This window comes from Pseudoduganella aquatica, from assembly GCF_020865585.1.
In the GTDB taxonomy this organism is placed as follows: Bacteria; Pseudomonadota; Gammaproteobacteria; order Burkholderiales; family Burkholderiaceae_D; genus Rugamonas; species Rugamonas aquatica_A.
Genome location: NZ_CP086370.1, coordinates 4,994,973 through 5,017,821, shown reverse-complemented (window position 1 = coordinate 5,017,821; position 22,849 = coordinate 4,994,973). Strand labels below are relative to the sequence as shown.

Genomic DNA, 22,849 nt, shown 5'->3' with positions numbered 1-22,849 from the left:
ACTAATGCCGAATGTCAGATACGCAACCAGTTCTCCATTTTCAAACTTGGGTATCTGGCAAAGTCTTTCTCGTTGTTGGTGACGAGGATGACATCGAGCGCGATTGCATGCGCTGCAATCAGTTTGTCGAGCTGATCCCTTTTCCTCTCTCTGGCCGCGGCTCGAACTGGGCCATAGGCTTTTGCTGCGGCCATATTGAAAGCCGCAACAGGAATGTCTTCAACCAGCGCTGCAAGATTTCGTCGTTCTCGCATGCTGTTGGCTGAAATCTCAACACCATATTCCAACTCGGCATAAGTAATCGCGGACATCACGACGTCGCCGACATAGCATTGAGAAAATCGTTCCGAGACCTGTGCTGGCTGATTCTTCATGAGATAGATACACATATTGGTATCCAGCATGTAGAGCGGCATCAGATTGGTTCCCGCTCGGCCTGCTCTTGATCGCCTCGTCCTTCAGACATGAAATCCGGGCCAAACCGTGCAAACTTCTTCAGCACACCAGTGAGCGGCCTACGGGCTGGGCGGATACGCAACTCTTCGCCCACCCGCTCTATTTCCAACTCCATATCCGTGCGCTCGTAGGCCAGTTCCGATGGGATGCGCACGGCCTGCGAATTGCCGTTTCGGAAGAGTTTGGTCGTCTTCATGGCGTCCCCACAAAGTATGTACGTAGATGTACTTTAGTCCAGATTTCAGCGCGGCGAGGAAGATGGGCGGCTACGAAGGCTGCACCAGGTTGATCAGGTTGCCGCAGGTGTCTTCGAACAGCACGCCGGTGATCGGCCCCATATTGGTGGGCTCGCCACGGAACACCACTCCCAGCTCCTTCAGGCGCGTGTATTCGGACTGGATGTCGTCGGTCAGGAAGGCGGTGGCGGGGATGCCCGCTTCGTAGAGCGCGCTCTGGTAGGCGTGCGCGGGCGGGAAGCCTATCGGCTCCAGCACCAGCTCCACGCCCTCGGCGCCTTCCGGCGAGGTCACGGTGAGCCAGCGGAAGCTCCCCATCGGGATGTCGTTCTTGACGGTGAAGCCCAGCACGCCCGTGTAGAAGGCCAGCGCCTTGTTCTGGTCGTCGACCATGATGCCAGCCAGTCCGATTCTCATGCAGCTCTCCTGATGCAGTGGTGATTAAACCAACTGTATCAGAAGACGCCGCACGGCGGTTACACTTCGATGAAGCGCATCTTGAAGTTGCGGCCCTTGAAGCTGCCGAAGTCGGCGCCTTCGCGGCTGCCCTTGGACAGGCGGTCGAACGCGTCGTAGGCCACGCGGCGGTCCAGCGCCACATAGGTCTGGAATTCGAACACGTTGATCTTGCCCACTTGTTCCTTGGCCAGGCCGGCGTCGCCGGTCAGCGCGCCCAGCACGTCGCCCGGACGCAGCTTGTCCTTCTTGCCCGCCATAATGCACAGGGTCAGGAAGGGTGCCGGATCGCCTTGCGCGTATTCGTCGTTCGGCAGGTCCTTGAGCGAGTGCCATTCCACGGCCTTGCCCTGGTATTCCTCGATCAGCTTGACCCACTTCTTTTCGTTCGGTGCGCACAGCGACAGCGCCAGGCCTTGCTGTTCCACGCGGCCGGTGCGGCCGATGCGGTGGATGTGCACTTCGGTGTCCTTGGACACGTCGACGTTGATCACCGCTTCCAGGTTGGCGATGTCCAGGCCGCGCGCGGCCACGTCGGTAGCCACCAGCACGGTGGCGCTGCGGTTGGCGAACAGCACCAGGATCTCGTCGCGCTCGCGCTGCTCCAGTTCGCCGTACAGGGCCAGCGCCGTGAAGCCGTCCTTGCGCAGCGACTCCACCAGCTCGCGGCAGTGCACCTTGGTGTTGCAGAAGGCGATGGCCGAGGCCGGCTGGTAGTGCTTGAGCAGCTTGCTCACGGCCGCGTCGCGGTCGTCAAAGCCCACTTCATAGAAGCGCTGCTCGATCTTGCTGTTGTCGTGCTGCGCCTGCACCGTCACTTCCACCGGGTCGGCCAGGAAGGCTTCGGTGGCCACGCGGATGTCGTCCGGGTAGGTGGCCGAGAACAGCAGCGTCTGGCGGCGCTTCGGGCAGGCCGACACGATGCCGGCGATCTCGTCGTAAAAGCCCATATCGGTCATGCGGTCCGCTTCGTCCAGCACCAGGGTGTTGACCATGCCCAGTTCCAGCGTCTGGCGGCTCAGGTGGTCGCGGATGCGGCCGGGCGTGCCGACCACGATGTGGGCGCCGTGTTCCAGCGAGGCGATCTGCGGACGCATCGGCGAGCCGCCGGTCAGCACCAGAATCTTCACATTGCCCACGCCGCGCGCCAGGCGGCGCAGCTCGTTGGCCACCTGGTCGGCCAGCTCGCGGGTCGGGCACATCACCAGGCCCTGGGTGGCGAACCACGCCGGGTTGATCTTGCTCAGCATGCCGATGCCGAAGGCGGCGGTCTTGCCGCTGCCGGTCTTGGCCTGGGCGATCAGGTCGCGTCCCTCCAGCACCGACGGCAGGCTCTGCGCCTGGATGGGCGTCATCTGGGTGTAGCCGAGGATGTCGAGATTGGCCAGGAAGGCGGGCGTCAGCGGCAGGCTGTGGAAGGATTCAGAACTCATGGTGGCGGACCCGGTAAAAAAGTGGGGAAGTGCGCACAGTCTAGCAGGTGCGCAGGCGGTGTCCGCTCAGGCGGACGGGCTCGTTGGGAGACGGTCTTAGCTCTGACGCCACACCGGCAAACCGGTCACGTCCAGGCCCTCTTCGCGCTGCCAGACCGGCAGGCCGCTCGTGTCGGTCGCCTCCAGCAGTTCGAGCTGTTCCTGTTTCAAGGCGGCACGACGCGTGCGCGGTGGAGGCGGGCGCTTGGGCTCGGGCTCCATCGGCGCAGCCGGCGCAAAGCCGGGCAGGTCGAAAGTCGCGTTGTCTTTTTTGTCTCTCATCTCAAAAACAAAAGCCCGGCTGCAGCAGTCGGGCTCAAATATTTAAAGCGGCACGCAGTGTAGCACAAAGCCATGCCGCCGTGGTGGGTATGATGGCCTAGCGGAAACTCAACGGAAGCTCAGCGCGCCGGTCAGGTCGCCCGGCGGGGTGGCGCCGCGCGCGGCGAAGGCCTCGTTGCGCGTCTTCAGGCCTTCCAGCAGCGGCAGGCCGTGCAGGCGGGTGAGGAAGCGCATGATGGAGGTGGTGTCGTAGAAGGTGTGGTCGACCGCGCCCTTCTTGGCGTAAGGCGACACCACGATGGCCGGAATGCGCGAGCCCGGACCCCAGCGGTCGCCCTTGGGCGGCGCCACGTGGTCCCACCAGCCGCCGTTCTCGTCGAAGGTGATGACCACCACCATGTCCTTCCACTGCGGCGACTTCTGCAGGTGGGAGATGATATTGGTGATGTGCTGGTCGCCCGATTCGATGTCCGAGTAGCCGGCGTGCAGGTTCAGGTTGCCCTGCGGCTTGTAGAAGGTGACGGCAGGCAGCTTGCCCGCCACCGCGTCGGCCAGGAATTTGTTGGACATGGGGCTGTCGCCCAGGCCGCCGTCGCGCAGGTGCTCGGCGCGCGCGGCGGTGCCGGGCGCGAACTGCGTGAAGTAGTTGAAGGGCTGGTGGTGATACTGGAAGTTGGGCTTGGGGCCGCCGCCATTGGTGTCCAGCGCCGCCTGCCACGCGCCGCCGTACCAGGCCCAGCTCACGCCCTTGCGCGACAGCAGGTCGCCGATGGTGTCGTAGCTTTGCGGCGGCTGGTAGTAGGCCTCGTCCGGATTGGCCAGGTTCTGGTCGCCGCCGGGGACCGGCTTGATCCAGCTGGGCTGGTAGGGCGGGGCCATGGTGTTGACGATGTAGCCGTCCGGCGTGATGGCGCCGTCGTTCACATACTTGGGCTTGCCTTCCAGGGCCGAGGCCGGGCTGTCCGGCGCCACGGCCAGGCGCGCGCCGGTGGGGCCGTCGGCCAGCACGGCGATCTTCTTCTTGGCCGCGCTGTTCTCGGCGTTCTTGAACTCGGCTGGACGGCCGGTGATCAGGAACTGGTGGTTCATATAGGAGCCGCCGAAGGCCGCCATGAAGAAGTTGTCGCACAGCGTGTACTGGCGCGCCAGCTGGTACAGGCCCAGGTTTTTGGACGTTTCGCCGTAGTAGCCCATCACCATGCCGCCGGTGTTGCCCCAGGCAACAAAGCCGTCGTTCTTGCCGCCGTTGATCTGCATCTGGTTCTGGTAGAACAGGTGCCACAGGTCGCGCGTGATGACCGATTCCGGCAGCGGCTTGCCGTCCGGCGTGGTCAGCTTGAATGGTGCGTTCGGCAGGCCCTTGATCTGTTCTTCCTTGATTTCATAGGTCTTGCCGCCTATGGTTTGCGAGTTCGGCACCATGCCGCCCCAGATCATGGGCAGTTGCGGCAGCACGCTGCCGTTGTAGTCTTTCTGGACCTGGTCGGCCGACAGCGTGGTGGGCATTGGCGAGGCGAGGCCGGGGAAGTCGGCGAACAGGTTGTTGAAGCTGCGGTTCTCCAAGTAGATGACAACCACGTTCTTCACGTGCGCCTTCAGCTTGGCGTCCAGCGAGCCGGCGGCCGGTTTCTTGGCCGGCGCGGCGCCGGTGATGCCGGGCACGGTGCTGGCGATGCCGGTGGCTGCGGCGGCCTGGAAAATGCGTCGGCGCGACGGATTGGCTGGAAGATTGTTGTTGTCGCTCACGCGCGGCTCCTCATGAAAGATTTTCAAGCGGCAAAGTTTATCACCGCAGAGGGGAAAAGCCGTTGGCAGTTTTGTAAAACGGCTTGTTACATTAGGCCGCTTCGCCTCAGCCGCGTTTGCGTTCCACCAGTTCAAAGATGGCCATCCCCGCCAGCATGGCTGCGGTGAAGATCAGCGGCTTGGCGCCGCCGCTGGCCAGCGAAGCCAGGGCCGGGCCGGGGCAATATCCCGCCAGGCCCCAGCCGACGCCGAACGCCAGGCTGCCGATGACCAGCCTGCGGTCTATCATGCTGGCGGTGGGCAGGCGCATGGGCTGGTCCAGCAGCGACTTGCTGCGCTTGCCCGCCAGGCGGAACGCCACCAGGCCCACGCCGATTGCGCCGCCCATGACGAAGGCCAGCGAAGGGTCCCAGCGGCCCGCCAGGTCCAGGAAGCCGGTCACCTTGGCAGGATTGGTCATGCCGGAAACGATCAGGCCGATGCCGAACAGCAGGCCCACGAGCAGGGCCATCAAAATATTCACGATGCGCATGGTGTCCTCCTCAGGCCAGCAGGTGGCGCAGCACGAACACGGTGCCGAAGCCGGCGCCCATGAAGGCCAGGGTGGCCACCAGCGAGCGCGGCGACAGGCGCGACAGCCCGCACACGCCATGGCCGCTGGTGCAGCCCGCGCCGTAGCGCGTGCCCACGCCCACCAGCAGGCCGGCCACGACCAGCACGGCGGTGCCGGCGTCGCTTTGTACCTCGGGCAGGGGAAGCGCCAAGCCGTAGGCCAGCGGCGCGGCGACCAGGCCGGCCAGGAAAGCCAGCCGCCACGTGGTATCGCCCTTGGGCCAGGACAGCAGCCCGCCCAAGATGCCGCTGATGCCGGCGATGCGCCCGTTGAACAGCACGAACAGTGCGGCGGCCAGTCCGATCAGTACGCCGCCAGCCAGGCTGGTCCAAGGGGTGAAGTGCGCCCAGTCGATTTCCATTGTGTCGCTTCCGGTGTGATTGCGTGTTTTGAGACTCGAATCCGTCATGGTAATGCAACTCGGCGGTGTTGAAGTGCGCCGTGTCGTGGAATATTGCGTCCATGCTGCCCGGCGGGCTGGATGCGCATAGGGTGGCGTCAAGATGCGCCCCCGGAAAAGCAAAAAGCCGCTGATTCCTGTTAAGAATCAACGGCTTGCTATGTCTGGTTGCGGGGACAGGATTTGAACCTGTGACCTTCGGGTTATGAGCCCGACGAGCTGCCAGACTGCTCCACCCCGCGTCTGAGGCCCGAATTATATACAAGCCTGTTTCATTCCGCAAGGGTGAATTTTATAAATGAATTTTCTGGCCCTTACGCAGCGGCCAGGCGCCACAGCGAGGTGACCTCGGCGGCGCGGGCTGCGTGCAGCGGGTCGGCGGCGTCGGCGGCGCGGGCATGGGTTGGACGCACGTCGTGGCGCTCCAGCACCTTCAGGCCGGCGGTGGCGATCCACTCCATCAGCTGCTCGCGCGGACGCAGGCCCAGGTGCTCGGCCAGGTCGGACAGGATCAGCCAGCCTTCGCCGCCCGGCGTCAGGTGCTCTTTCAGGCCGCCGAGGAAGCCGCGCAGCATGGCGCTGTCCGGGTCGTACACGGCGTGTTCGATCGGCGAGCTGGGGCGGGCCGGCACCCACGGCGGGTTGCACACCACCAGCGGCGCGCGGCCTTCGGGGAAGAGATTGGTTTTCACCAGATCCACCTGGCGGCTCAGGTCCAGGTTGTGCAGGTTTTCGCGCGCGCAGCTGAGGGCGCGCTGGTCCTGGTCGGTGGCCACCACGCGCTCAATGCCGCGCCGCGCCAGCACGGCCGACAGCACGCCGGTGCCCACGCCGATGTCGAACGCCAGCTTGGCGTTTTTCGGCAGCGGCGCTTCGTTCACCAGCGCCACATATTCGCCGCGCACCGGCGAGAACACGCCGTAGTGCGGGTGGATGCGTTCGCCGAGCGCGGGAATCTCCACGCCGTTGCGGCGCCATTCGTGCGCGCCGATCACGCCCAGCAGTTCGCGCAGCGACATGGCGAAGGGATGCTCGCCACGGCCGTAGGCTTCGTTGCAGGCCAGTTTCACGTCCGGCGCGCGGCGCAGCGGGATGCTGTAGTCGGCCTCGAACGGCACCAGCAGCATGGCCAGCGTGCGGCCGCGCTGCGATTGCGCCTGGCGGTGCAGGTGGAAGGCTTCGGTGGGCGTGGCCGGCACTTTGGGCGCCTTGGCTTTTTTGCCTTTGCTGCCCTTGTGGTCGGCGCGGCGGGCCAGCGCTTGCAGCAGCTGGCGCGCGTTCTGGAAGTCGCCCTTCCACAGCAGCGCCGTGCCTTCGCAGGCCAGGCGGTAGGCCGTGTCGGCGTTGGTGGTGTCGTCGGCGATGACGATGCGCTTGGGCGGCGCCATGCCGCTCTCGGAGCGCCAGAGGGCCGAGTGGTCCGTGCCGTTTTCGGTCCAGTGGATGTATTGTGCTTCGGGAGTGGCTGCGGTCATGGAATCTTCAATCTTGTAGGTAAACGGCAGAACCGCCGCGCTGGGGCGGCGGTTCTGTATCAGCGGCTATTATACGCGGCGCGCCGGCGCTGCCGGCGCGGAGGATCAGGCGGCGGCTTGCTGCGGTTCGGTTTCCGCCGCTGGAATGACAGGTGCGGCAGGCGCGGCTTCGGCTGCGGAGGCCGCTGCGGCTGCGGCAGCCTCAGGCACGCTGCCCGGCGCCTTGGCCAGCACATTGGCCGGCGTTTCCTGCGTGCCGTAAGCGTGGGCGACGGCTTTGGACTTGCCGGTTTGCGGGCCGTAGGTGTCGAGCTGCTCGGTGCTGTTGACCAGGTTGAGCAGGCGCAGCGACAGCGTGCCCAGTTTTTGCTGCTCGCCAGGCTGCTTCTTGTCTTCCTGTACCACGTCGCTCTTGAGCGGTTTGTCGAACAGGCGGAACAGGTCTTGCAGGCTGCCGGGGAACTTGATGTCCGGGAACTCCACGGCCGGCAGCGGATCGGCTGCCGAGCGCGCCGCTTTGGCTGCATCGGCTGCGCCATCGGCGGCGGTGCTCTGGCTGGCGCTGGCTTGCAGCGCGTAGTCGTACTGGACTTCCACTTCGAAATCGAAAGTGCTGCCGTCGGCGGTGGTGATGGTGCCTTTGCCGAGGAAGTGCGAACTCTCCGTCAGGCTGAACGCGGCCGACTTGCTGCTGCCGCCCGCGCCCTGGCTTTGCTGCACGCCCGCCGCAAAGCTGGACGAGGATTCCAGGCTGACCGAGTCAAACGAGACGGTGGCGCCCTTGGCGCTGTCGCCAAACAGCTGCTGGGCGAAGCTGCCGAGCAGGTTTTGCGCCAGATCCACCGTGGAATTGCCCAGGGAATCGACGCGCTGCTGCAGGTCGATGCCGTTCTTGGACAGGGACACTAAATCATTCTGCGCCTTCTCCAGCAGGGAGGAATTGCCAACGCGCAAGTTCTTGCTGTCTGTTTGCTGGTTAGCAAGAGACAGGCTGGCGGGCTGGAGCTGGCGTGAGCTCAGGGGAGAGATAGTGGACATCGCGGCACCTATTAACGGGTTTCCTGTTCTAACGGCATAAAACCCGAATTCTTTAGCGCCGCCGTGCTCAATGGTGGTGCGACCAGCTGCCGTCCGGCGAGGCCAGGTACGATTGCACGGCGTCTTTTTGGCCGGTGGCGTGGCGTTTTACCTCGCCGCACTGGCAGATGCCCTGGTAAGGCTGGATGTGGGAGCAGGCCGATACTTTCTGCAGGAACACTTGTACCGATTTGTTGCATTTCACGCATTTAAACGTCAGCGTGCGGGGGGCTTTCAGCATGGGAGGCTCGCGGAAAAAAGGGAGGATTCTAGCATTAAGCGTAGACGTCGACGGCGCCGCCCGCCGCCCGCTCCGGCCCGCCTGGCGCGTAGGCCCGCTCCAGTTCGGCGCGCGCCTGCTGTTCCAGCTGCTGGGCGCGGGCGGCCACGGCGCGGTCCTGGGACGATGGTTCTGCCGGCGCCAGCGCGGCGGCCTGGATGGTGCGGGCGCGGGCCACGGTTTCCTGCGGGGTGGAGCCGGGCGAGGTGTCAATGTTCACTTCGCCGCCCACCGCGTAGTTCACGCCGTTGGCGCCGCGCTGGTAGGTGTAGCTGGGGCCGGAGGTGGCCAGGCCGCCGGCGGCCGACAAATGGGCCAGTTCATGCTGGCGCACTTCCGTGTCGCGCTGCTTGAGCTTGGCTATCTGCGCCAGCTGTTCGGGCGACAGCTGTACCCTGGCCTGCGCGCTGGCGGGCGCGGCCGCACTGGAAACGGAGGAGATGGCGCTGATGCTCATGGCCATTCCATCTTAGCAAAAAGCGTAACAAAGTGTTGTATTCGGCGCTGGGCGGTCAACTGAATGGTCAGGGCCGCGTTGAACGCTTATCCGAACCGTTGCTTAAAGAGGCTAGCTGTGGAACAGAAGAAACATCCTACGAAGGAAGCCGTGCGACAGTGGATGCGTAACAAGATCGAGGAGCGCCGCCCGCCGCCCGACCCGCAGCAGGTGCGGCGCGAGCTGGGCTGGGACATGGTGAAAGTCGAGCGCGGCGAGCTGCCCGTGCGTTAGGACGCCAGCACCGAGACCACGCTCTTGCCGCCCGCCGAGGGCTGCACCAGGATGCGGGTGGAAATCCGCTCCGTCATTTCCTGCACGTGGGAGATCACGCCGACCTTGCGCCCCATCGCCTGCAGCCCGTCCAGCGCGTCCATGGCGACGCGCAGGGTCTCGGCGTCCAGGCTGCCGAAGCCTTCGTCGATGAACAGCGATTCCACCCGCACCCGGTTCGACGACAGCGAGGCGAGTCCCAGCGCGAGCGCCAGCGAAACCAGGAAGGATTCGCCGCCGGACAGCGAGTGCACCGAGCGCATTTCGCCGCCCATGTCCTGGTCGCGCACCAGCAGGCCGAGCGAGGGGCCGCTGTTGTGGTTGATGCGTTCGAGCTGGTAGCGGCGCGCCAGATGGCCCAGGTGGGCGTTGGCGTAGCCCAGCAGCACGTCCAGCGTGAATTGCTGGGCGTAGTTGCGGAACTTCTTGCCGTCGGCTGAGCCGATCAGTTCGCTCAGGCGCGCCCAGCGCTGTTCGATGGCTTCCTGCCGTTCAATGTCCCCCAGCATGGCGTGCGCGCGCTGGCGCTTGTCGTCGTCCTGCGCGATGCCGAGACGGTGCGCGGCGGCCTGGTCGTAGGCCAGCTTGCGTTCGGCCGATAGCTGGTCCAGCGCTTGCGCCAGCGTTTCCATGGTGCGGGTGGCGCCGTCCGCTTGCGCCGGGGCGCTTTCCAGATGCTGCTGGCGCTGGAGCTGGCGTTCCTTCAGCACGGTGGCGGCGTTGGCCGCTGCCTGGGCGAGTGCTTGCAGCGCCTGGCGTTCAATGCGGATGGCGTCCGCCGGGCGGAAGAGCAGGGCGAGCAGCTCTTCCAGCGTGATGGCGCTGTCGGCCAGTTCGGCGAGGTCTATGGTTCCGGTCTCGGGCGCGGCCTGCTGGTGGTTGAAACTGTCCAGCCAGGCGGCGAGGCGGGCGGCGGCGGCTTCGGCGGCGGCGTGCAGGGCGTCCAGTCGGGCGGCCGACTGGGCGATGGCTTCTTCGGCGCGCGCGTGCTGCTGCGCTGCCTGCTGGCCCGCTTGCTGCTGGGCTGCGTGGCGTGCGCGCGCGGTGTCGATTGCCGCTTGCAGCAGCAGTTCCACGTCGCGCACTTCCTTGCCGCCCCAGAGGTCCATGCGCTGTTCCTGCATGGCTTGCAGGCCGGCGTCGGCGGTGCTGAAGGCGGCGCGGGCGGTGTCGGCGTCGTGGCCGGTCTTGGCCTGGGCGGCGGCCAGGGCGTGCAGTTCAGCGTCCAGCGCGGCGAAGGCGTGTGCGCGTTCGTCAAGCTGGGTGCGCTGGGTTTGCCATTGGCGGGCCTCGGCGCGCCGCGCCTCGTAGAAGCGCGCGGGGCCGGACTTCCATTCGTCCTTCCAGCCTTCGTTCGGCAGCTCGGTGCTGTTGAAAGCCGCGTCCAGTTCGTCCAGCAGGCCGCTCAGTTGCAGCGCCACTTCGATGCGCTTGTCTTCCAGTGCCTGGTATTCGGCGGTCGACTGCGCCAGGGCGGTATGCGCGGCGGCTGCGGCTGCTTGCTGGCGGGCGTGTTCGGCGGTGGCGGTGTCGCAGGCTTGCTGCGCGGCGTCGCGCGCGGCGCTGGCCCGGCGCTGGGCCAGTTCCTGCTCGCCGATCAGCTGCAGCGCGTCGCGCGCGTTGGACAGCTCGGTGGAGAACCAGGCTGCAGCTTCGGCGCCTGCAGCGGCTTCGGCTTCAGCCGCCAGCGGGTGGGCGCTCCAGGCGGCGCGGGCGCGGGCCAGGGCTTCTTCCAGCGCGTGCTGTTCGGTGGCCAGCAACGCCAGCCGCTCGACGCTGTTTTGCGCGGTGGTGCGCTGGTAGGTTTGTTGTTCGATGTTCTTTTGCAGCTGCTCGCGGCAATGCGTTACCTCCGCTTGCAGGCTGGCGTGCATGGCGGCCAGGGCGCCGTCGTCGTGGCGGTAGGGGTGTTCTTCCGCGCCGCAGACCGGGCAGGGCAGGTCGTCCTGCAGTGTGGCGCGCAGCGTTTCCACGCTTTCCGCGCACGCGGCTTCGGCCAGTTTCAGTGAGCGCTCGGCCTGGCCGAAGGTCGCCATCAGGATAGCGTGCTGCTGCTGCGCCTCGGCCAGATGCTGTTCCGCCGCTGCCTTGCTGCGCTGCTGCTGCGCGGCGTCGCCGTCGAGTTGCGCCTTGCGCTGCTGGCGCGCGTCCAGCTCGGACCATGCTTTTTCGCCGGTGGCCAGCAGGTCGCGCCGCTGTTCCAGTGCGCGGCGGCGGCCGTGCATGGCCTCCGCGTCAAACGCCGCCAGCGCGGCGATGGCTTGCTGGCGCTGCGCTTCCAGCGCTTGCAGGCGTTCGGCGGCGCCGTCCAGGCCCGCCGTGGCGCGCGCCGCTTCTTCGCGGTGGTGGCTGGCTTGCCGCTGCACCGCCGCCAGCGCGTAGCTGTGCTTTTCGGCCTGCGAGGCGGCTTGCCCGGCCTGCACGAACAGCACGTCCCACTTCTGCCATGACTCGGCCAGCGCCTGCCATTGCTGGTGGCGCGCCAGCCATGCTGCGCCTTGCTCCTGCGCGGCGCTGAGCTGGCGGTGCTCGGTTTGCTTGTTCTGCAAGGCGCTGCGGGCCTGCTTGTCGGCCTGGCTGGCGGCTTCCAGCGCGGCGCTTGCATGCCGGTGGGCGGGCAGCATGGCTTCGATGCGCGCGTCCAGCGCCTTGGCCAGGTCCAGCTTGGGGCCGGCGCCGCGTTGCGCCGCTTCAGCTTCGCCCACCGCCGCTTCGGCTTGCAGCAGCACGGCTGCCGCATGGGCTTGCGCTTGCAGCGCCTGTTCGGATTCCAGCTTGCGCGCCGCCAGCGCCGCTTGTGCGGCCTCGATCTCGCCTTCGATGCGGGTGATGTCGGCGGCGAGCGGGCGCGCAGGCTGCACGGCGTCCAGCTGCTCCAGCGCGGCGCGGCGCGGCGCGGCCGCTTCCACATCGGCCAGGCGCTCCTGCAAGGCTTGCTGCGCTTGCAGCTCGCTTTGTTCCAGCCTTTGCGCCTGCTGGTGCCAGCGCAGTTCCTGTTCCAGCACCGCTTTTTGCGCGTCGAATTGCGCCACCACGGCGTCCGCCTGCGTGCTTTGTGCTTCCAGCGTGGCGCGTTCCTCGCCGCTGAGCGGCTTCTGGTCCGCCAGGCGGCCGGTCAGGCGCTGCAGCGCCGCCTGTTCCAGCTTGGCGCGCTCGAAGGCGCGCATGGAGATTTCGCTGTAGACGGCGCTGCCGGTCAGCGTCTCCAGCAGCTCGCCGCGCTCGTTGTCGTCCGCTTTCAGGAAGGTGGCGAACTCGTTTTGCGCCAGCAGCACGGCGCGCGTGAACTGCTCGAACGACAGGCCGATGCGCTTCTCGATTTCGGCTTTCACTTCGGTCTTGGTGCCGCCCACCGGCAGCAGGTCCGGCAGTTGCAGCAAACTCATTGCCGTCGGCTGCAGCGCGCCCTCGGCCTTGTTGCGCGAGCGGCGCACGCTCCAGCGCGCGCGGTAGCGGTGGTTGTCGCTGCCGACGAAATCGACTTCCGCGTAGCCGTCGGCCACGCCCCGGCGCAGCAGGTTGCGCGTGTCCTGGGTGGTCACGGTTTCGGCGCCCACGTCCGGCAGCATGCTGCGGCCCAGGGCTTTGAGCAGGCGCGGCGTGGCGTCGTACAAGGCCAGGCACAGCGCGTCGAGCAGGGTGCTTTTGCCCGCCCCGGTGGGGCCGCTGATGGCGAACAGGCCGGCCGAGGCCAGCGGCTCCTGTTCAAAGTCCACACTGAATTCTCCGGCCAGCGAGGCCAGGTTTTTACCGCCGATTCTGAGGATGCGCATAGATATTCTTGGTTCAGGCGCCGGGCAGCATAAGCTCGGCAAAGGCACTCAACTGGTCCGCCGGCGCTTCGTTGCCGAAACGCTGGAGGTAGAGGCGCTTGAAGATGTCGTCCGGCTGCAGCTTGTCCAGCTGGTCCAGCGTCAGCGCGGCGTCGTCGAGCGAGGGTGCGCGGCTGGGCGTGGAGGTTTCGATTTTCGCCAGGCGGAAGGGCTTGCCTTCCAGCGCGGCTTCCACGCGCGCGCGCATGCCGGGCTGCGGCGCGTCCAGCAGCACGCGCACTTCCAGGAAAGGCCAGGCTTCGGGCGGCAAGGTGGTTTCGCCGGGCAGGGCGGCCAGCGCTTCCAGCACCTGTTCCAGCGGGACGGGTTTGGCGGGCACGCGCATCAGTTCCACCGCGCGCGGCACGGGGATGGCGCTTACTTCGCAGGGCGCGCCGGCGGCGCCGATGTCCACGCGCAGGATCTGGTGGCGGTAGCCGGTTTCGGCGAAGGACAGCGGAATGGGGCTGCCGCAGTAGCGTATGCGTTCCTGTTTGCCCACCGCTTGCGCCAGGTGCAGGTGGCCCAGCGCGGCGTAGGCGATGGACGGGTCGAAGATCCCGGTTGGCAGCATCTCGGTGCCGCCGATGACGATGCGGCGCTCGGAGTCGTTCGACATCTGCCCATCCACCATGTGGCAGTGCCCCATGGCGACGATGGACTGGCCGGGCTGGAGACGCGACTGCGCCACTTCGTAGGCTTGCTGGTAGAGCAGGGCGATGCCGGCCAGGTAGGGATCGGCGGCGGGCTGGCCGTCTTGTTCAAGCACCGGCTGGCACGGCACGTCGCCGGGGCGCAGGAAAGGCACGGCCAGGCACCAGGCCTCCACCGCGCCGCTCTTGCCGGTCAGCGGCAGCACCAGGCGTTCCACGTCGATCTGGCCGTCCGCGCCGCGCGGCACGTTGCCGATCACCTGCGTGCCGTGCGCTTCGAGCAGCGGGCCGGGGGCCTCCAGGCGGCCCGGCGAGTCGTGGTTGCCGGCGATGACGATGAGGTCGAGCTGCGGCGCGCGCGCCCTGGCCTGCTGCAGGAAGCGGTACAGCTGGCGCTGGGCGGCGGACGAGGGGTTGGCGTTGTCGAACACATCGCCCGCGATCAGCAGCGCGTCGGCCTGCTCGGCGACGATGGTGTCGAGCAGCCAGTCGAGGAAGCACTGGTGCTCGTAGCCGCGTTCAAAATTGTGGAGCGACTGGCCCAGATGCCAGTCGGAGGTGTGCAGCAGACGCATGGATTGCCTGGATAGGGGATAGGTAGGGCCGAAAAGCGCTCAATATAGCCTAAACTCGGCCCTTGCGAGTTGCGGCGGATCTAACTGCGGACGTTCAGGCTGCATTCGGGGTGGCGTGCAGCGCGGGCAGCGCCGACAGCACGGGCGCGGCGCGGTAGGTGTTGCGGCCGGCCTGCTTGGCCTGGTACAGCAGCATGTCGGCCCGGTTCAGCAGCTCGGCCGGGGTGACTTCCTCGCCCTGGTAGAAGGTCAGCCCTATGCTGGTGGAGACCGACACGGTGGCCGCGTCCAGCTCGAACGGCGCCTGCATGGTGGTGACGATCTTGGCCGCCAGGTTCTCCGCGTCCTCGGTGCGCGCCAGGCGCTCGACGATGATGGTGAACTCGTCGCCGCCCAGCCGCGCAATGGTGTCGCTGGCGCGCATGGCGTGCGTCAGGCGCGCCGAGAACACCTTCAGCAGCGAGTCGCCCACGCTGTGGCCGTAGGTGTCGTTGACCGGCTTGAAGCGGTCGATGTCCATATACATCACCGCCATCATGGTGTTGTTGTCGCGGCTGGCGGCCATGGCGTTGTTGAGCTCCTGCAGGAAGCCGGCGCGGTTGGTCAGCCCGGTGAGCGCGTCGATCTGCGACAGCTTGAGCAGGCGCTGCTTCTCGCGCTTTTGCGCCGTGATGTCCTGCCGCATGACGTGGAAGCCCACCACGCTGTAGCCGCCTTCGTCGAACTGCGGAATGTAGATCACCTCGAAGCTGCGCACGATGCTGTGGCTTTCGTCGTCCTCCTCGAAGGACAGCGTTTCGCCCGCCAGCGCGCGCTGCACGTAGGGCTGCAGATACTGGTAGCGCTCTTCGCCCACCGTTTCGCGGATGGTGCGGCCCACCATGCCGACGCCGGACTGGCTGAATTCGCGCTCGTAGGCCAGGTTGTTGAAGCGGTAGACTTCGTCCTCGTCCACATAGGCGATCATGGCGGGCAGGGTGTCGGTGATGGTGCGCAGGCGCGCTTCGCTCTCGCGCAGCGCCATGACGGACTTGCGCATCAGCGTGATGTCGTCCAGCGTGCCGACAAAGCCGTCGATGCGGCCGTCGATGATGATGGGCGCCACCTTCATCGACGTCCACACCACTTTGCCGTCCGGGTGCACGCAGCGCAGCGTGTCCTGGAAGGGCTGCAGCGTGTCGCGCAGGTGGCGGATGGCGGCGCTCAGCACCTCGCGGTCATTCGGATGCACGCCCACCATCCAGGCGTCTCCCAGGGCCTGCTCGCGCGTCAGCCCGGTGATGGCTTCGAAAGTGCGGTTGACATAAGTACAATGTCCGTTGGCGTCCGCGCGGATCAGGCCCAGCGGCGAGGCGTCGTTGACGGCCTGGAGTTCGGCCTGGTTCTGGCGCATTTTCAGTTCGTCGCGCTTGCGCGAGGTGATGTTGCGGGTGGTGACGGTCACGCCGTCGTCGATGGCCACGATCTGGTGGCGCAGCCAGCGCGGCTCGCCGGGCAGGTTGCGGGTCTCGAATTCCTCCTCCAGCGGCTGGCCGGTTTCCATCACCGCGCGGTAGCGGTCCAGGAAGCCTTCCTTGCGCCAGTTCGGCACCAGTTCGCCGATGCGCTGGCCCAGCAGCGTGTCGCGCGGCAGCTCCAGCATGCGCGCGCCGCGCTCGTTCACGTCGACCAGCGTGAAGTCCACCACCTCGCCGCGCGCGTGCGAGCGGCAGGCTTTCAGCAGGAACACCGCGTCCAGGCTGGCGTCGGCCGCCGCGCGCAGCTTCTGCTGGGCCTCGGTGGCCGCCAGCATGCTGCGGCGCAGGCGCCGGCTTTGCTGCATCAGCAGCGCGGCGAAGGCGCACACCAGCACCGAGGCCAGCGTGGCCAGCACAAAGTAGATGCGGCGCTGGTTCTCGAAGCGCACCATGGACGAACTGACCGTGTTGCCCACCACCGCCGTCAGCGAGTAGCGCGGCATGTCGCGGTAGCTATAGATGCGCTCCACGCCATCCAGCGGCTGCTTCAGGGTCAGCTCGTCGGCGCTGCCGTAGGCGTCGGTGCTGGTGGTGGTGAAGTCGATGGCGTCGCTGATGTACAGGTGTTCCTCGATGCGGCCGATGGCCAGGCCGGTGTCGCGGCTGGTCAGCATCACCAAGCCGTTGGGCTCCACGTGCAGGCGGTCGTAATCCTCCACGAAGTAGGCCGGGTCCACCATCAGCATGATGACGCCGGCAAACTGGCCCTTGGCGTCGTTCAGGCGCCGCGCAATCTGGATCTGCCACTTCTTGGTCTTGGGCTCGACCATGGGGTTGGAGGCGAGCGCCGCGTCGTCCAGGGCCAGCCCCAGTATCTTGAACATCGGGTCGGCGCTGATGTCCGGGCTGAAGAAGCCGTTGCGGCTTTCCAGCAGCTTGCCGTCGGGGAGGTAGAGGGCGATGGGCAGTTCCAGGCGCGAGGGCATGAGCGAATCGAGCAGGCCGCCCTTGCGGGTGAACTCGGGCAGGCGCAGCGTGCCGCCGGTTTCTTCGTATTTGAGTTTGAACAGCTGGGTGGCGTGCTCGGTCTGGCGCAGCAGGTGGCTGGTGTGTTCGGCCAGGGTGCGGGCCAGCGTCTGGCTATGCAGCACGGCCTCGTGGCGCGCGCTGTGGTACTCCTGCCGCACCTGGTAAGCCACGGCGCCCCACATGGACAGCAGCAGCCCAAGGGCAAACGCAGGCAGCAAAACTGCCCGGTAGGTTTTGCGCAGGAAGCGCCGGACTGGGTTATCTGATCTTATCAATTGGTCGCCTTGGGGCTTTTGGGGTAACGCAGTCTCCATTGGGGGATATTTTGCACGCAAATTCGGCGCTTGGGGTCCAGGCAAAACCAAAATAAATCCGCCGGGCAGGGAAAAGTGATAAAACGCCAATGGAAAGCGCGTTTTCTTTTAGAATGGCGGGCTGCGTTTAACCATGGAAGGGCCACGCTTTTGACCGAATTGACACTCAGCCTGGCGGCGGCGCGCGCCCTGCATCTGGCGGCGCAGGGGCTGTTGCAGCCGCGCCGCAGAAAAGCGCGCAAAGCCGACGTGCTGGAGGCGATACGGCAGATGGGCGTGCTGCAGATCGACACCATCCACGTGGTCGCGCGCAGTCCCTTCCTGGTGCTGTGGAGCCGCCTGGGCGACTATCCGCAGCCCTGGCTGGAGGAACTGCTGGCCGAGGGCGCGCTGTTCGAGTACTGGGCCCACGAGGCCTGCTTCGTGCCGGTGGAGGACTACGGCCTGTACCGCCACCGCATGATAGACCCCGGCTCCATGGGCTGGAAGTATTCCGAGACCTGGATGGCCGAGCGGCGCGCCGACGTGGACGCGGTGCTGGCCCACATCCGCGCCAACGGCCCGGCGCGCTCCTCGGACTTCGAGCGCACCGACGGCAAGGGCGGCGGCTGGTGGGAATGGAAGCCGGAAAAGCGCTCGCTGGAGGTGCTGTTCACGGCCGGCCAGCTGATGATAGCGCGGCGCCACAACTTCCAGCGCGTGTACGACCTGGCCGAGCGCGTGCTGGAACGCTCGCTGCCGGGATGGGACGACAGCCGCATGCCCGCCATGGACGAAACGCGCCGCACCTTCGTGCTGAAAACGGTGAAGGCGCTGGGGCTGGCCAAGGCGTCCTGGATCGCCGACTACTTCCGCACCAGGCCGCCGCGCCTGGACCCGGAAACGCTGGTGGCCGAAGGCGCGCTGCTGCGCGCCCGCGTGCAGGGCTGGGACGAGCCGGTCTACATCCACCCGGACCATGCGGCGCTGGCCGCCAGCGCGGCGGACGGCGGGCTGTCGGCCACGGCGACCGTCATCCTGTCCCCGTTCGATCCGGTGGTGTGGGACCGCCGCCGCGCCCTGGAATTGTTTGATTTCGACTATCGCCTTGAATGCTACACGCCGGCCGATAAGCGCCGCTACGGCTATTTCACCCTGCCCATCCTGCGCCGCGGCGCGCTGGTGGGGCGGGTGGACGCCAAGGCGCACCGGCGCGAGGGCGTGTTCGAACTGAAGTCCGTGGCCCTGGAGCCGGGCACGCGCGCCAGCGAGCGCTTTGTGCGCGACGTGGCGGCCGCCTTGCGGCGCTGCGCCAACTGGCACGGCTGCCCGCAGTTGCGGGTGCAAAGCGCCGAGCCGGCGGAATTTGCCGCCGTGCTGCAGGCCGAACTGGATAGCGACCGGATAGCATGATGAAGACCGCATTGGAGACTGCATGACCCTGCCCGCCGCACCCGCCAGCCTGATCGGCGCCGACGGCCAGCCCCTGTTTGGCCGCTATGCCGGCATGGCCGGGGGATTCGACTGGAGCGCGCTGGCGGCCCCGCACGCGCGCAACGCCTTGTGGCGCGGCTTCCACCACAAGCGCTGGCACTACGTGGCGCTGTCCACCGAGCAGGTGTTCTGCGCCGTGGCCATTGTGGACCTGGGCTGGATAGGCACCTGCTTCGCCTACGCCTTCGACCGCGACGACGGCGACATGCTGGCCAATTTTTCGCAGGACGGCCTGCCGCTCACGGCGGCCCGGGTGGCGGCGCACGCCGGCGGCCGCAGCACCTTCAAGGTGAAGCAGACTTACATCAATATCGAAGCGCTGGACGCGGGCCGCTACAAGCTGGAGCTGGACTGCCCCTACCTGGTGATAGACGCCGAATTCGGTCCCGCCAGCGCGCCGCCGCTGCTGGCCAGCGGCCCGGTCAAGAACGGCTCGGTGCACGCCACGCAGAAGTCGGCCGGCATGCCGCTGTCGGGCGAGGTGAAACTGTGGCGCGGAGAGTACGATCTGGCCGGCGGCGTGGCCAGTTTCGACTATTCCAACGGCCTGCTGGCGCGCAACACGGCCTGGCGCTGGGCGTCGGCGCATAATCTGGAACTGGGTTTCAATTTGCAGGCCGGCTATTTCGGCGGCCACGAGAATGCGCTGTGGCTGGACGGCCAGGTGCACGCGCTGGGGCCGGCCCATTTCATCTACGACCAGGCCGACCCGCTGGCGCGCTGGCATATCTTCACCGAGGACGACCTGCTGGAGCTGTTTTTCACGCCGGAAGGCGCGCGCCGCCAGGACAAAAACCTGGTGGTGGCGGCCAGCCGCTATGTGCAGCCCATAGGCACTTTTACCGGCTGGGTGCGCAGCAGCGCGGACCAGCCGAAACGCATGGTGACGCAGCTGGTGGGCGTGACCGAAGACCATACCTCGCGCTGGTGAGCCCGGACGGGCGCGCGGGCTGAAAGGACGGCCGATGAGCATCAGGAATTTCAACAGTCTGTTCGACCCCGGCTCGGTGGCCGTGATAGGCGCTTCGCTGCGGCCGGGCAGCCTGGGCGCCATCGTGCTCACCAATATGGCCGAGGGCGGCTACGCGGGCGCGCTGTGGCCGGTCAATCCCAAGTACGACGAACTGCTGGGCGTGCGCTGCTACAGCAAGGTGTCGGCCCTGCCCAATGCGCCGGACCTGGCCATCATCTGCACCCCGCCGGCCACGGTGCCGGGCCTGATCGCCGAGCTGGGCGCACGCGGCACACGCGCCGCCGTGGTGCTCAGCAAGGGGCTGGACGAGACCCGCAGCGGCGGCAAGAGCGCGCGCCAGGCCATGCTGGAGGCGGCCAAGCCGCACCTGCTGCGCATCCTGGGGCCGGGCGGGGTGGGCCTGCTGGCGCCGCACAGCGGCCTGAACGCCAGCCTGGCCGAAGGCGGCGCCAAGGCCGGCAAGATCGCCTTCGTGTCGCAGTCGGACGCGCTGATGGCGGCGGTGCTGGACTGGGCGCGGCTGCACGGCATCGGCTTTTCCAAGTTCGCCTCGCTGGGCGAGCGCGCCGACATCGACCTGGGCGACCTGCTCGACTTCCTGGCTGACGACAGCGACACGGCGGCCATCCTGGTCTACATGGAAAACCTGGCCTGCGCGCGCAAATTCATGTCGGCGGCCCGCCTGGCCGCGCGCGCCAAGCCGGTGATCGTGCTCAAGGCGGGACGCGACGCCAGCGACCCGGTCTACGACGCCGCCTTCCGCCGCGCCGGCATGCTGCGCGTGCATTCCACCGAAGACCTGTTCGACGCGGCCGAAACGCTGGCGCATGCGCGCGCATTGCGCGGCGAGCGGCTGGCCATCGTGGCCAACGGCGGCGCCCTGGGCACCATCGCCACCGACGCGCTGGCCTATGCGGACGGCAAGCTGGCGCCGCTGTCGCCCGAGACCGTCAAGCTGCTGCGCGCGGCCCAGCCCGAGGTGGCCGCGCACGGGGCGTCCGCGCCGCAAAATCCGTTCCAGCTGGGCGGCGCGGCCACGCCCGAGCAGTACGTGGCGGCCTTCGAGGCGCTGCTGCGCGAGCCGCAGGTGGACGCCGTGCTGCTGATCCATGCGCCCGCCACCGGGGTGGACGCCAGCCGCATCGCCGCGCTGCTGGCGCCGCTGGCGCGCGGCTCGGGCAAGAACGTGCTGTCTTGCTGGCTGGGCGGCGCTTCGGTGGCGGGCGCGCGCCGCGTGTTCGCCGAGGCCGGCCTGCCGAGCTACGACACGCCGGAGCAGGCGGTGCGCGGCTTTATGCAGATGGCGCAATACCGCCGCAACCAGGAATTGCTGATGGAAGTGCCCGGCCAGTTTCCGCCGGGTAGCAAGCCGGAACGCGCCGCCGCGCGCGCCGTCATCGCCGCCGCCATGGCCGAGGGGCGCCAGGTGCTGGAGCCAGAGGAAACCCGCGCCGTGCTGGGCGCCTACGGCATCCGCATGGCGGAGCAGGGCAGCGCGCCGCCGCCGCATAGCGACGAGCTTGCCATCGGCGTGCATGACGATCCCTCGTTCGGTCCGGTGATCAGCTTGTCGCGCGGCGGCCCGGCCGGCGCGCGCGCCCGAGCGGATGCCCGCGTGATCGGCCTGCCGCCGCTCAACATGGTGCTGGCGCGCGATTTGCTTGAACGTTCCGGCCTGGGCGACGGCGGCGATGCGGTCTGCCACACGCTGATACAGGTGTCCGACCTGGTGGCAGACACCTGCGAACTGGCCAGCCTGAGCATAGATCCGCTGCTGGCCGGGCGGGACGCGAACGGGGGCGGGGACGGCGGCGTGCTGGCGCTGGGCGCGCGCATCACGCTGGGCGCGCCGCGCGCCAGCTACCGTCTTGCCATCCGCGCCTATCCGCAGGAGCTGGAGCAGGAAGTGCAGTGGCAGGGAGGGCCGCTGACGCTGCGCCCGATCCGGCCCGAGGATGCGCCGCAGCATGTCGAATTTTTTGCCAGGATAGATCCGGACGATGTGCGCCTGCGCTTCTTTTCCGCCATGCGCGAACTGCAGCCGGCGCAGCTGGCGCGGCTCACGCAAATCGACTATGACCGCGCCATGGCCTTTATCGCCACGCGCGTCGGTAGTGGGGGCCGGCCCGAAACACTAGGGGTAGTAAGGGCTGTTGCAGACCCCGACAATCAGCATGCCGAATTCGCTATTTTGGTGCGTTCGGACTTGAAGGGAAAGGGGCTTGGCGCTATTCTGTTTCAAAAGCTGGTCGAATATTTCCGCAGCCGAGGCACTGCGGCGATAGTCGGCGAAGCGTTGTCTGAAAATGGCGGTGTCCAGCAGCTGGTCCGGCGCTTCGGCGGCACGGTCAGTCCGTCGCCGGAACCAGGGATGGCCAATTTGCTGCTCAAGCTGCAAGCATAGCGATTCGCCTAAGCTGCGCTTGGAGGCAAACCGCATCACCAAGCTCTAATAACGGGACAGTTTGTGCTAGATCAAAGTCCCGGTCGTCGCGTTTATTTACACTTTTACTTCCGCCTCGTCGCATTGTGTGATTTCAGCTTGGAGTAAGAATGTTAACGGCCACCTACACCTTGGTTGCTCTGTCCGTCGAGCAAGCCAACATCCGCGTCAGTTTGCTTTCGTTCCAAAAATACGTGCAGTCCACCCTGCTGCGCCAGAACAGCCTGACCTTGTCGCAGCTCGAGTTCGCGTGCGAATCGCTGAACCGCCTGTACCAGGCTTGCCATTGGCGCAAGATTGAGATGTATCTGATCCCGGCCATCCGCCAGGCCACCGAGCAGGCCAACCAGCTGCTGGAGGAGCTCAACCGCCTGAACGACGTGGCGCTGGGCGTGATCCGTTCCTTGCAGCAGCAGGTTTCCGAGTCGAAAGACGAGTCGGAGCAGCGCGTGCAGGAAATCTGCTCCGGCATCGACGCCTTCTGCGAGTCGCTGCTGCAGCGCCTGGACAAGGAGGAGAAGGAACTGTTCGCCGTGGCGCGCACGGCCATAGGCGGCGAGGCCTGGTTCGCCATCGCCAACCAGTTCCTGCTGCACGACGCCAACGTCGCCGAAGCGCGCCGCTGCAAGGGCGGCCAGCTGCACCTGGTGCAGACGCCGGCGGCCAGGCCGCGCGCCGCGCAGGGCCGGCAAAGCGGGCAGGACGTGATGGACGACGCGCTGCTGCCGGCGCTGGCTGTGCTGCCCGTGGTGCTGCCGGACGAGGAGCTGGATCCGAACATCGCCGTGTCCGAACTGGTGCGTCCGCGCCGCCAGCGGCCGCTCAGCCGCGCGCTGGCGGACTAGCAAATAAATAGGG

General features: G+C 66.9%; 20 protein-coding genes and 1 tRNA gene. 5 read left to right on the top strand and 16 right to left on the bottom strand.

Features of this window, described 5'->3' with window-relative positions; genetic code table 11:
* Positions 1-14: 14 nt before the first annotated feature.
* The 13 genes from KT882_RS22320 to KT882_RS22260 form a co-directional block, all read right to left on the bottom strand.
* Positions 15-416 (bottom strand): type II toxin-antitoxin system VapC family toxin, encoded by a 402-nt coding sequence (locus KT882_RS22320; protein WP_161074679.1) that lies wholly within the window; start codon positions 414-416, stop codon positions 15-17.
* Entirely contained in the window at positions 416-652 is a 237-nt protein-coding gene (locus KT882_RS22315; RefSeq protein ID WP_161074680.1) for an antitoxin, read from the bottom strand. Before KT882_RS22315 ends, KT882_RS22320 begins: the two co-directional genes overlap by 1 nt.
* A 70-nt stretch (positions 653-722) precedes the next feature.
* The gene (locus KT882_RS22310; protein WP_161074681.1) at positions 723-1,109 is read right to left on the bottom strand and encodes a VOC family protein; all 387 of its coding nucleotides are present in this window, start codon (positions 1,107-1,109) and stop codon (positions 723-725) included.
* A gap of 59 nt (positions 1,110-1,168) precedes the next feature.
* Positions 1,169-2,581 (bottom strand): ATP-dependent RNA helicase DbpA, encoded by a 1,413-nt coding sequence (gene dbpA, locus KT882_RS22305; protein ID WP_161074682.1) that lies wholly within the window; start codon positions 2,579-2,581, stop codon positions 1,169-1,171.
* Between the two features lie 96 nt (positions 2,582-2,677).
* Entirely contained in the window at positions 2,678-2,902 is a 225-nt protein-coding gene (locus tag KT882_RS22300) for a hypothetical protein (protein ID WP_161074683.1), read from the bottom strand.
* A gap of 108 nt (positions 2,903-3,010) precedes the next feature.
* A complete protein-coding gene (locus tag KT882_RS22295) occupies positions 3,011-4,648 on the bottom strand; it encodes an acid phosphatase (RefSeq protein WP_321170285.1) in 1,638 nt (545 codons plus the stop codon).
* Positions 4,649-4,754: 106 nt separating this feature from the next.
* The gene (locus KT882_RS22290) at positions 4,755-5,171 is read right to left on the bottom strand and encodes a YeeE/YedE family protein (RefSeq protein ID WP_161074721.1); all 417 of its coding nucleotides are present in this window, start codon (positions 5,169-5,171) and stop codon (positions 4,755-4,757) included.
* 19 nt (positions 5,172-5,190) lie between these two features.
* Positions 5,191-5,622: a YeeE/YedE family protein gene (locus KT882_RS22285; protein WP_228893351.1), complete on the bottom strand. Its 432-nt coding sequence runs from the start codon at positions 5,620-5,622 to the stop codon at positions 5,191-5,193.
* 204 nt (positions 5,623-5,826) lie between these two features.
* A tRNA-Met gene (locus KT882_RS22280) sits at positions 5,827-5,903 on the bottom strand.
* 72 nt (positions 5,904-5,975) lie between these two features.
* Positions 5,976-7,136, bottom strand: coding sequence for a methyltransferase (locus KT882_RS22275; RefSeq protein WP_228893350.1), 1,161 nt, complete (start codon positions 7,134-7,136; stop codon positions 5,976-5,978).
* A 105-nt stretch (positions 7,137-7,241) separates the two neighbouring features.
* Positions 7,242-8,174, bottom strand: coding sequence for a hypothetical protein (locus KT882_RS22270; protein WP_161074686.1), 933 nt, complete (start codon positions 8,172-8,174; stop codon positions 7,242-7,244).
* A gap of 67 nt (positions 8,175-8,241) precedes the next feature.
* Positions 8,242-8,454 carry a hypothetical protein gene (locus KT882_RS22265; RefSeq protein ID WP_107875433.1) on the bottom strand — a complete coding sequence of 71 codons (213 nt, stop codon included), beginning with the start codon at positions 8,452-8,454 and terminating at the stop codon, positions 8,242-8,244.
* A gap of 34 nt (positions 8,455-8,488) precedes the next feature.
* Positions 8,489-8,950, bottom strand: coding sequence for a putative metalloprotease CJM1_0395 family protein (locus tag KT882_RS22260; RefSeq protein WP_228893349.1), 462 nt, complete (start codon positions 8,948-8,950; stop codon positions 8,489-8,491).
* A gap of 117 nt (positions 8,951-9,067) precedes the next feature.
* On the opposite strand from KT882_RS22260, the gene KT882_RS22255 reads away from it, so the two are divergent.
* A complete protein-coding gene (locus KT882_RS22255; RefSeq protein ID WP_228893348.1) occupies positions 9,068-9,223 on the top strand; it encodes a thioredoxin domain-containing protein in 156 nt (51 codons plus the stop codon).
* Here the strand turns inward: KT882_RS22255 and KT882_RS22250 are convergent.
* The 3 genes from KT882_RS22250 to KT882_RS22240 all read right to left on the bottom strand — a co-directional run bounded on the left by KT882_RS22250 (position 9,220) and on the right by KT882_RS22240 (position 17,063).
* A complete protein-coding gene (locus KT882_RS22250) occupies positions 9,220-13,035 on the bottom strand; it encodes an AAA family ATPase (protein WP_228893347.1) in 3,816 nt (1,271 codons plus the stop codon). The genes KT882_RS22255 and KT882_RS22250 overlap by 4 nt on opposite strands.
* 13 nt (positions 13,036-13,048) lie before the next feature.
* Positions 13,049-14,302, bottom strand: a complete 1,254-nt coding sequence (locus tag KT882_RS22245) for an exonuclease SbcCD subunit D C-terminal domain-containing protein (protein ID WP_228893346.1) — start codon at positions 14,300-14,302, stop codon at positions 13,049-13,051.
* A gap of 94 nt (positions 14,303-14,396) precedes the next feature.
* Positions 14,397-17,063, bottom strand: coding sequence for a sensor domain-containing diguanylate cyclase (locus KT882_RS22240; RefSeq protein WP_228893345.1), 2,667 nt, complete (start codon positions 17,061-17,063; stop codon positions 14,397-14,399).
* 189 nt (positions 17,064-17,252) lie between these two features.
* Between KT882_RS22240 and KT882_RS22235 the strand changes: the two genes are divergently transcribed.
* The 4 genes from KT882_RS22235 to KT882_RS22220 all read left to right on the top strand — a co-directional run bounded on the left by KT882_RS22235 (position 17,253) and on the right by KT882_RS22220 (position 22,836).
* Positions 17,253-18,494, top strand: coding sequence for a winged helix-turn-helix domain-containing protein (locus KT882_RS22235; protein ID WP_161074691.1), 1,242 nt, complete (start codon positions 17,253-17,255; stop codon positions 18,492-18,494).
* A gap of 22 nt (positions 18,495-18,516) precedes the next feature.
* On the top strand, positions 18,517-19,506 hold the full coding sequence (locus KT882_RS22230) for a DUF2804 domain-containing protein (protein ID WP_161074692.1): 990 nt from the start codon (positions 18,517-18,519) through the stop codon (positions 19,504-19,506).
* A 34-nt stretch (positions 19,507-19,540) separates the two neighbouring features.
* Positions 19,541-21,952: a bifunctional acetate--CoA ligase family protein/GNAT family N-acetyltransferase gene (locus tag KT882_RS22225; RefSeq protein WP_228893344.1), complete on the top strand. Its 2,412-nt coding sequence runs from the start codon at positions 19,541-19,543 to the stop codon at positions 21,950-21,952.
* Between the two features lie 149 nt (positions 21,953-22,101).
* Positions 22,102-22,836, top strand: a complete 735-nt coding sequence (locus KT882_RS22220) for a hemerythrin domain-containing protein (protein ID WP_161074694.1) — start codon at positions 22,102-22,104, stop codon at positions 22,834-22,836.
* Positions 22,837-22,849: the final 13 nt, after the last annotated feature.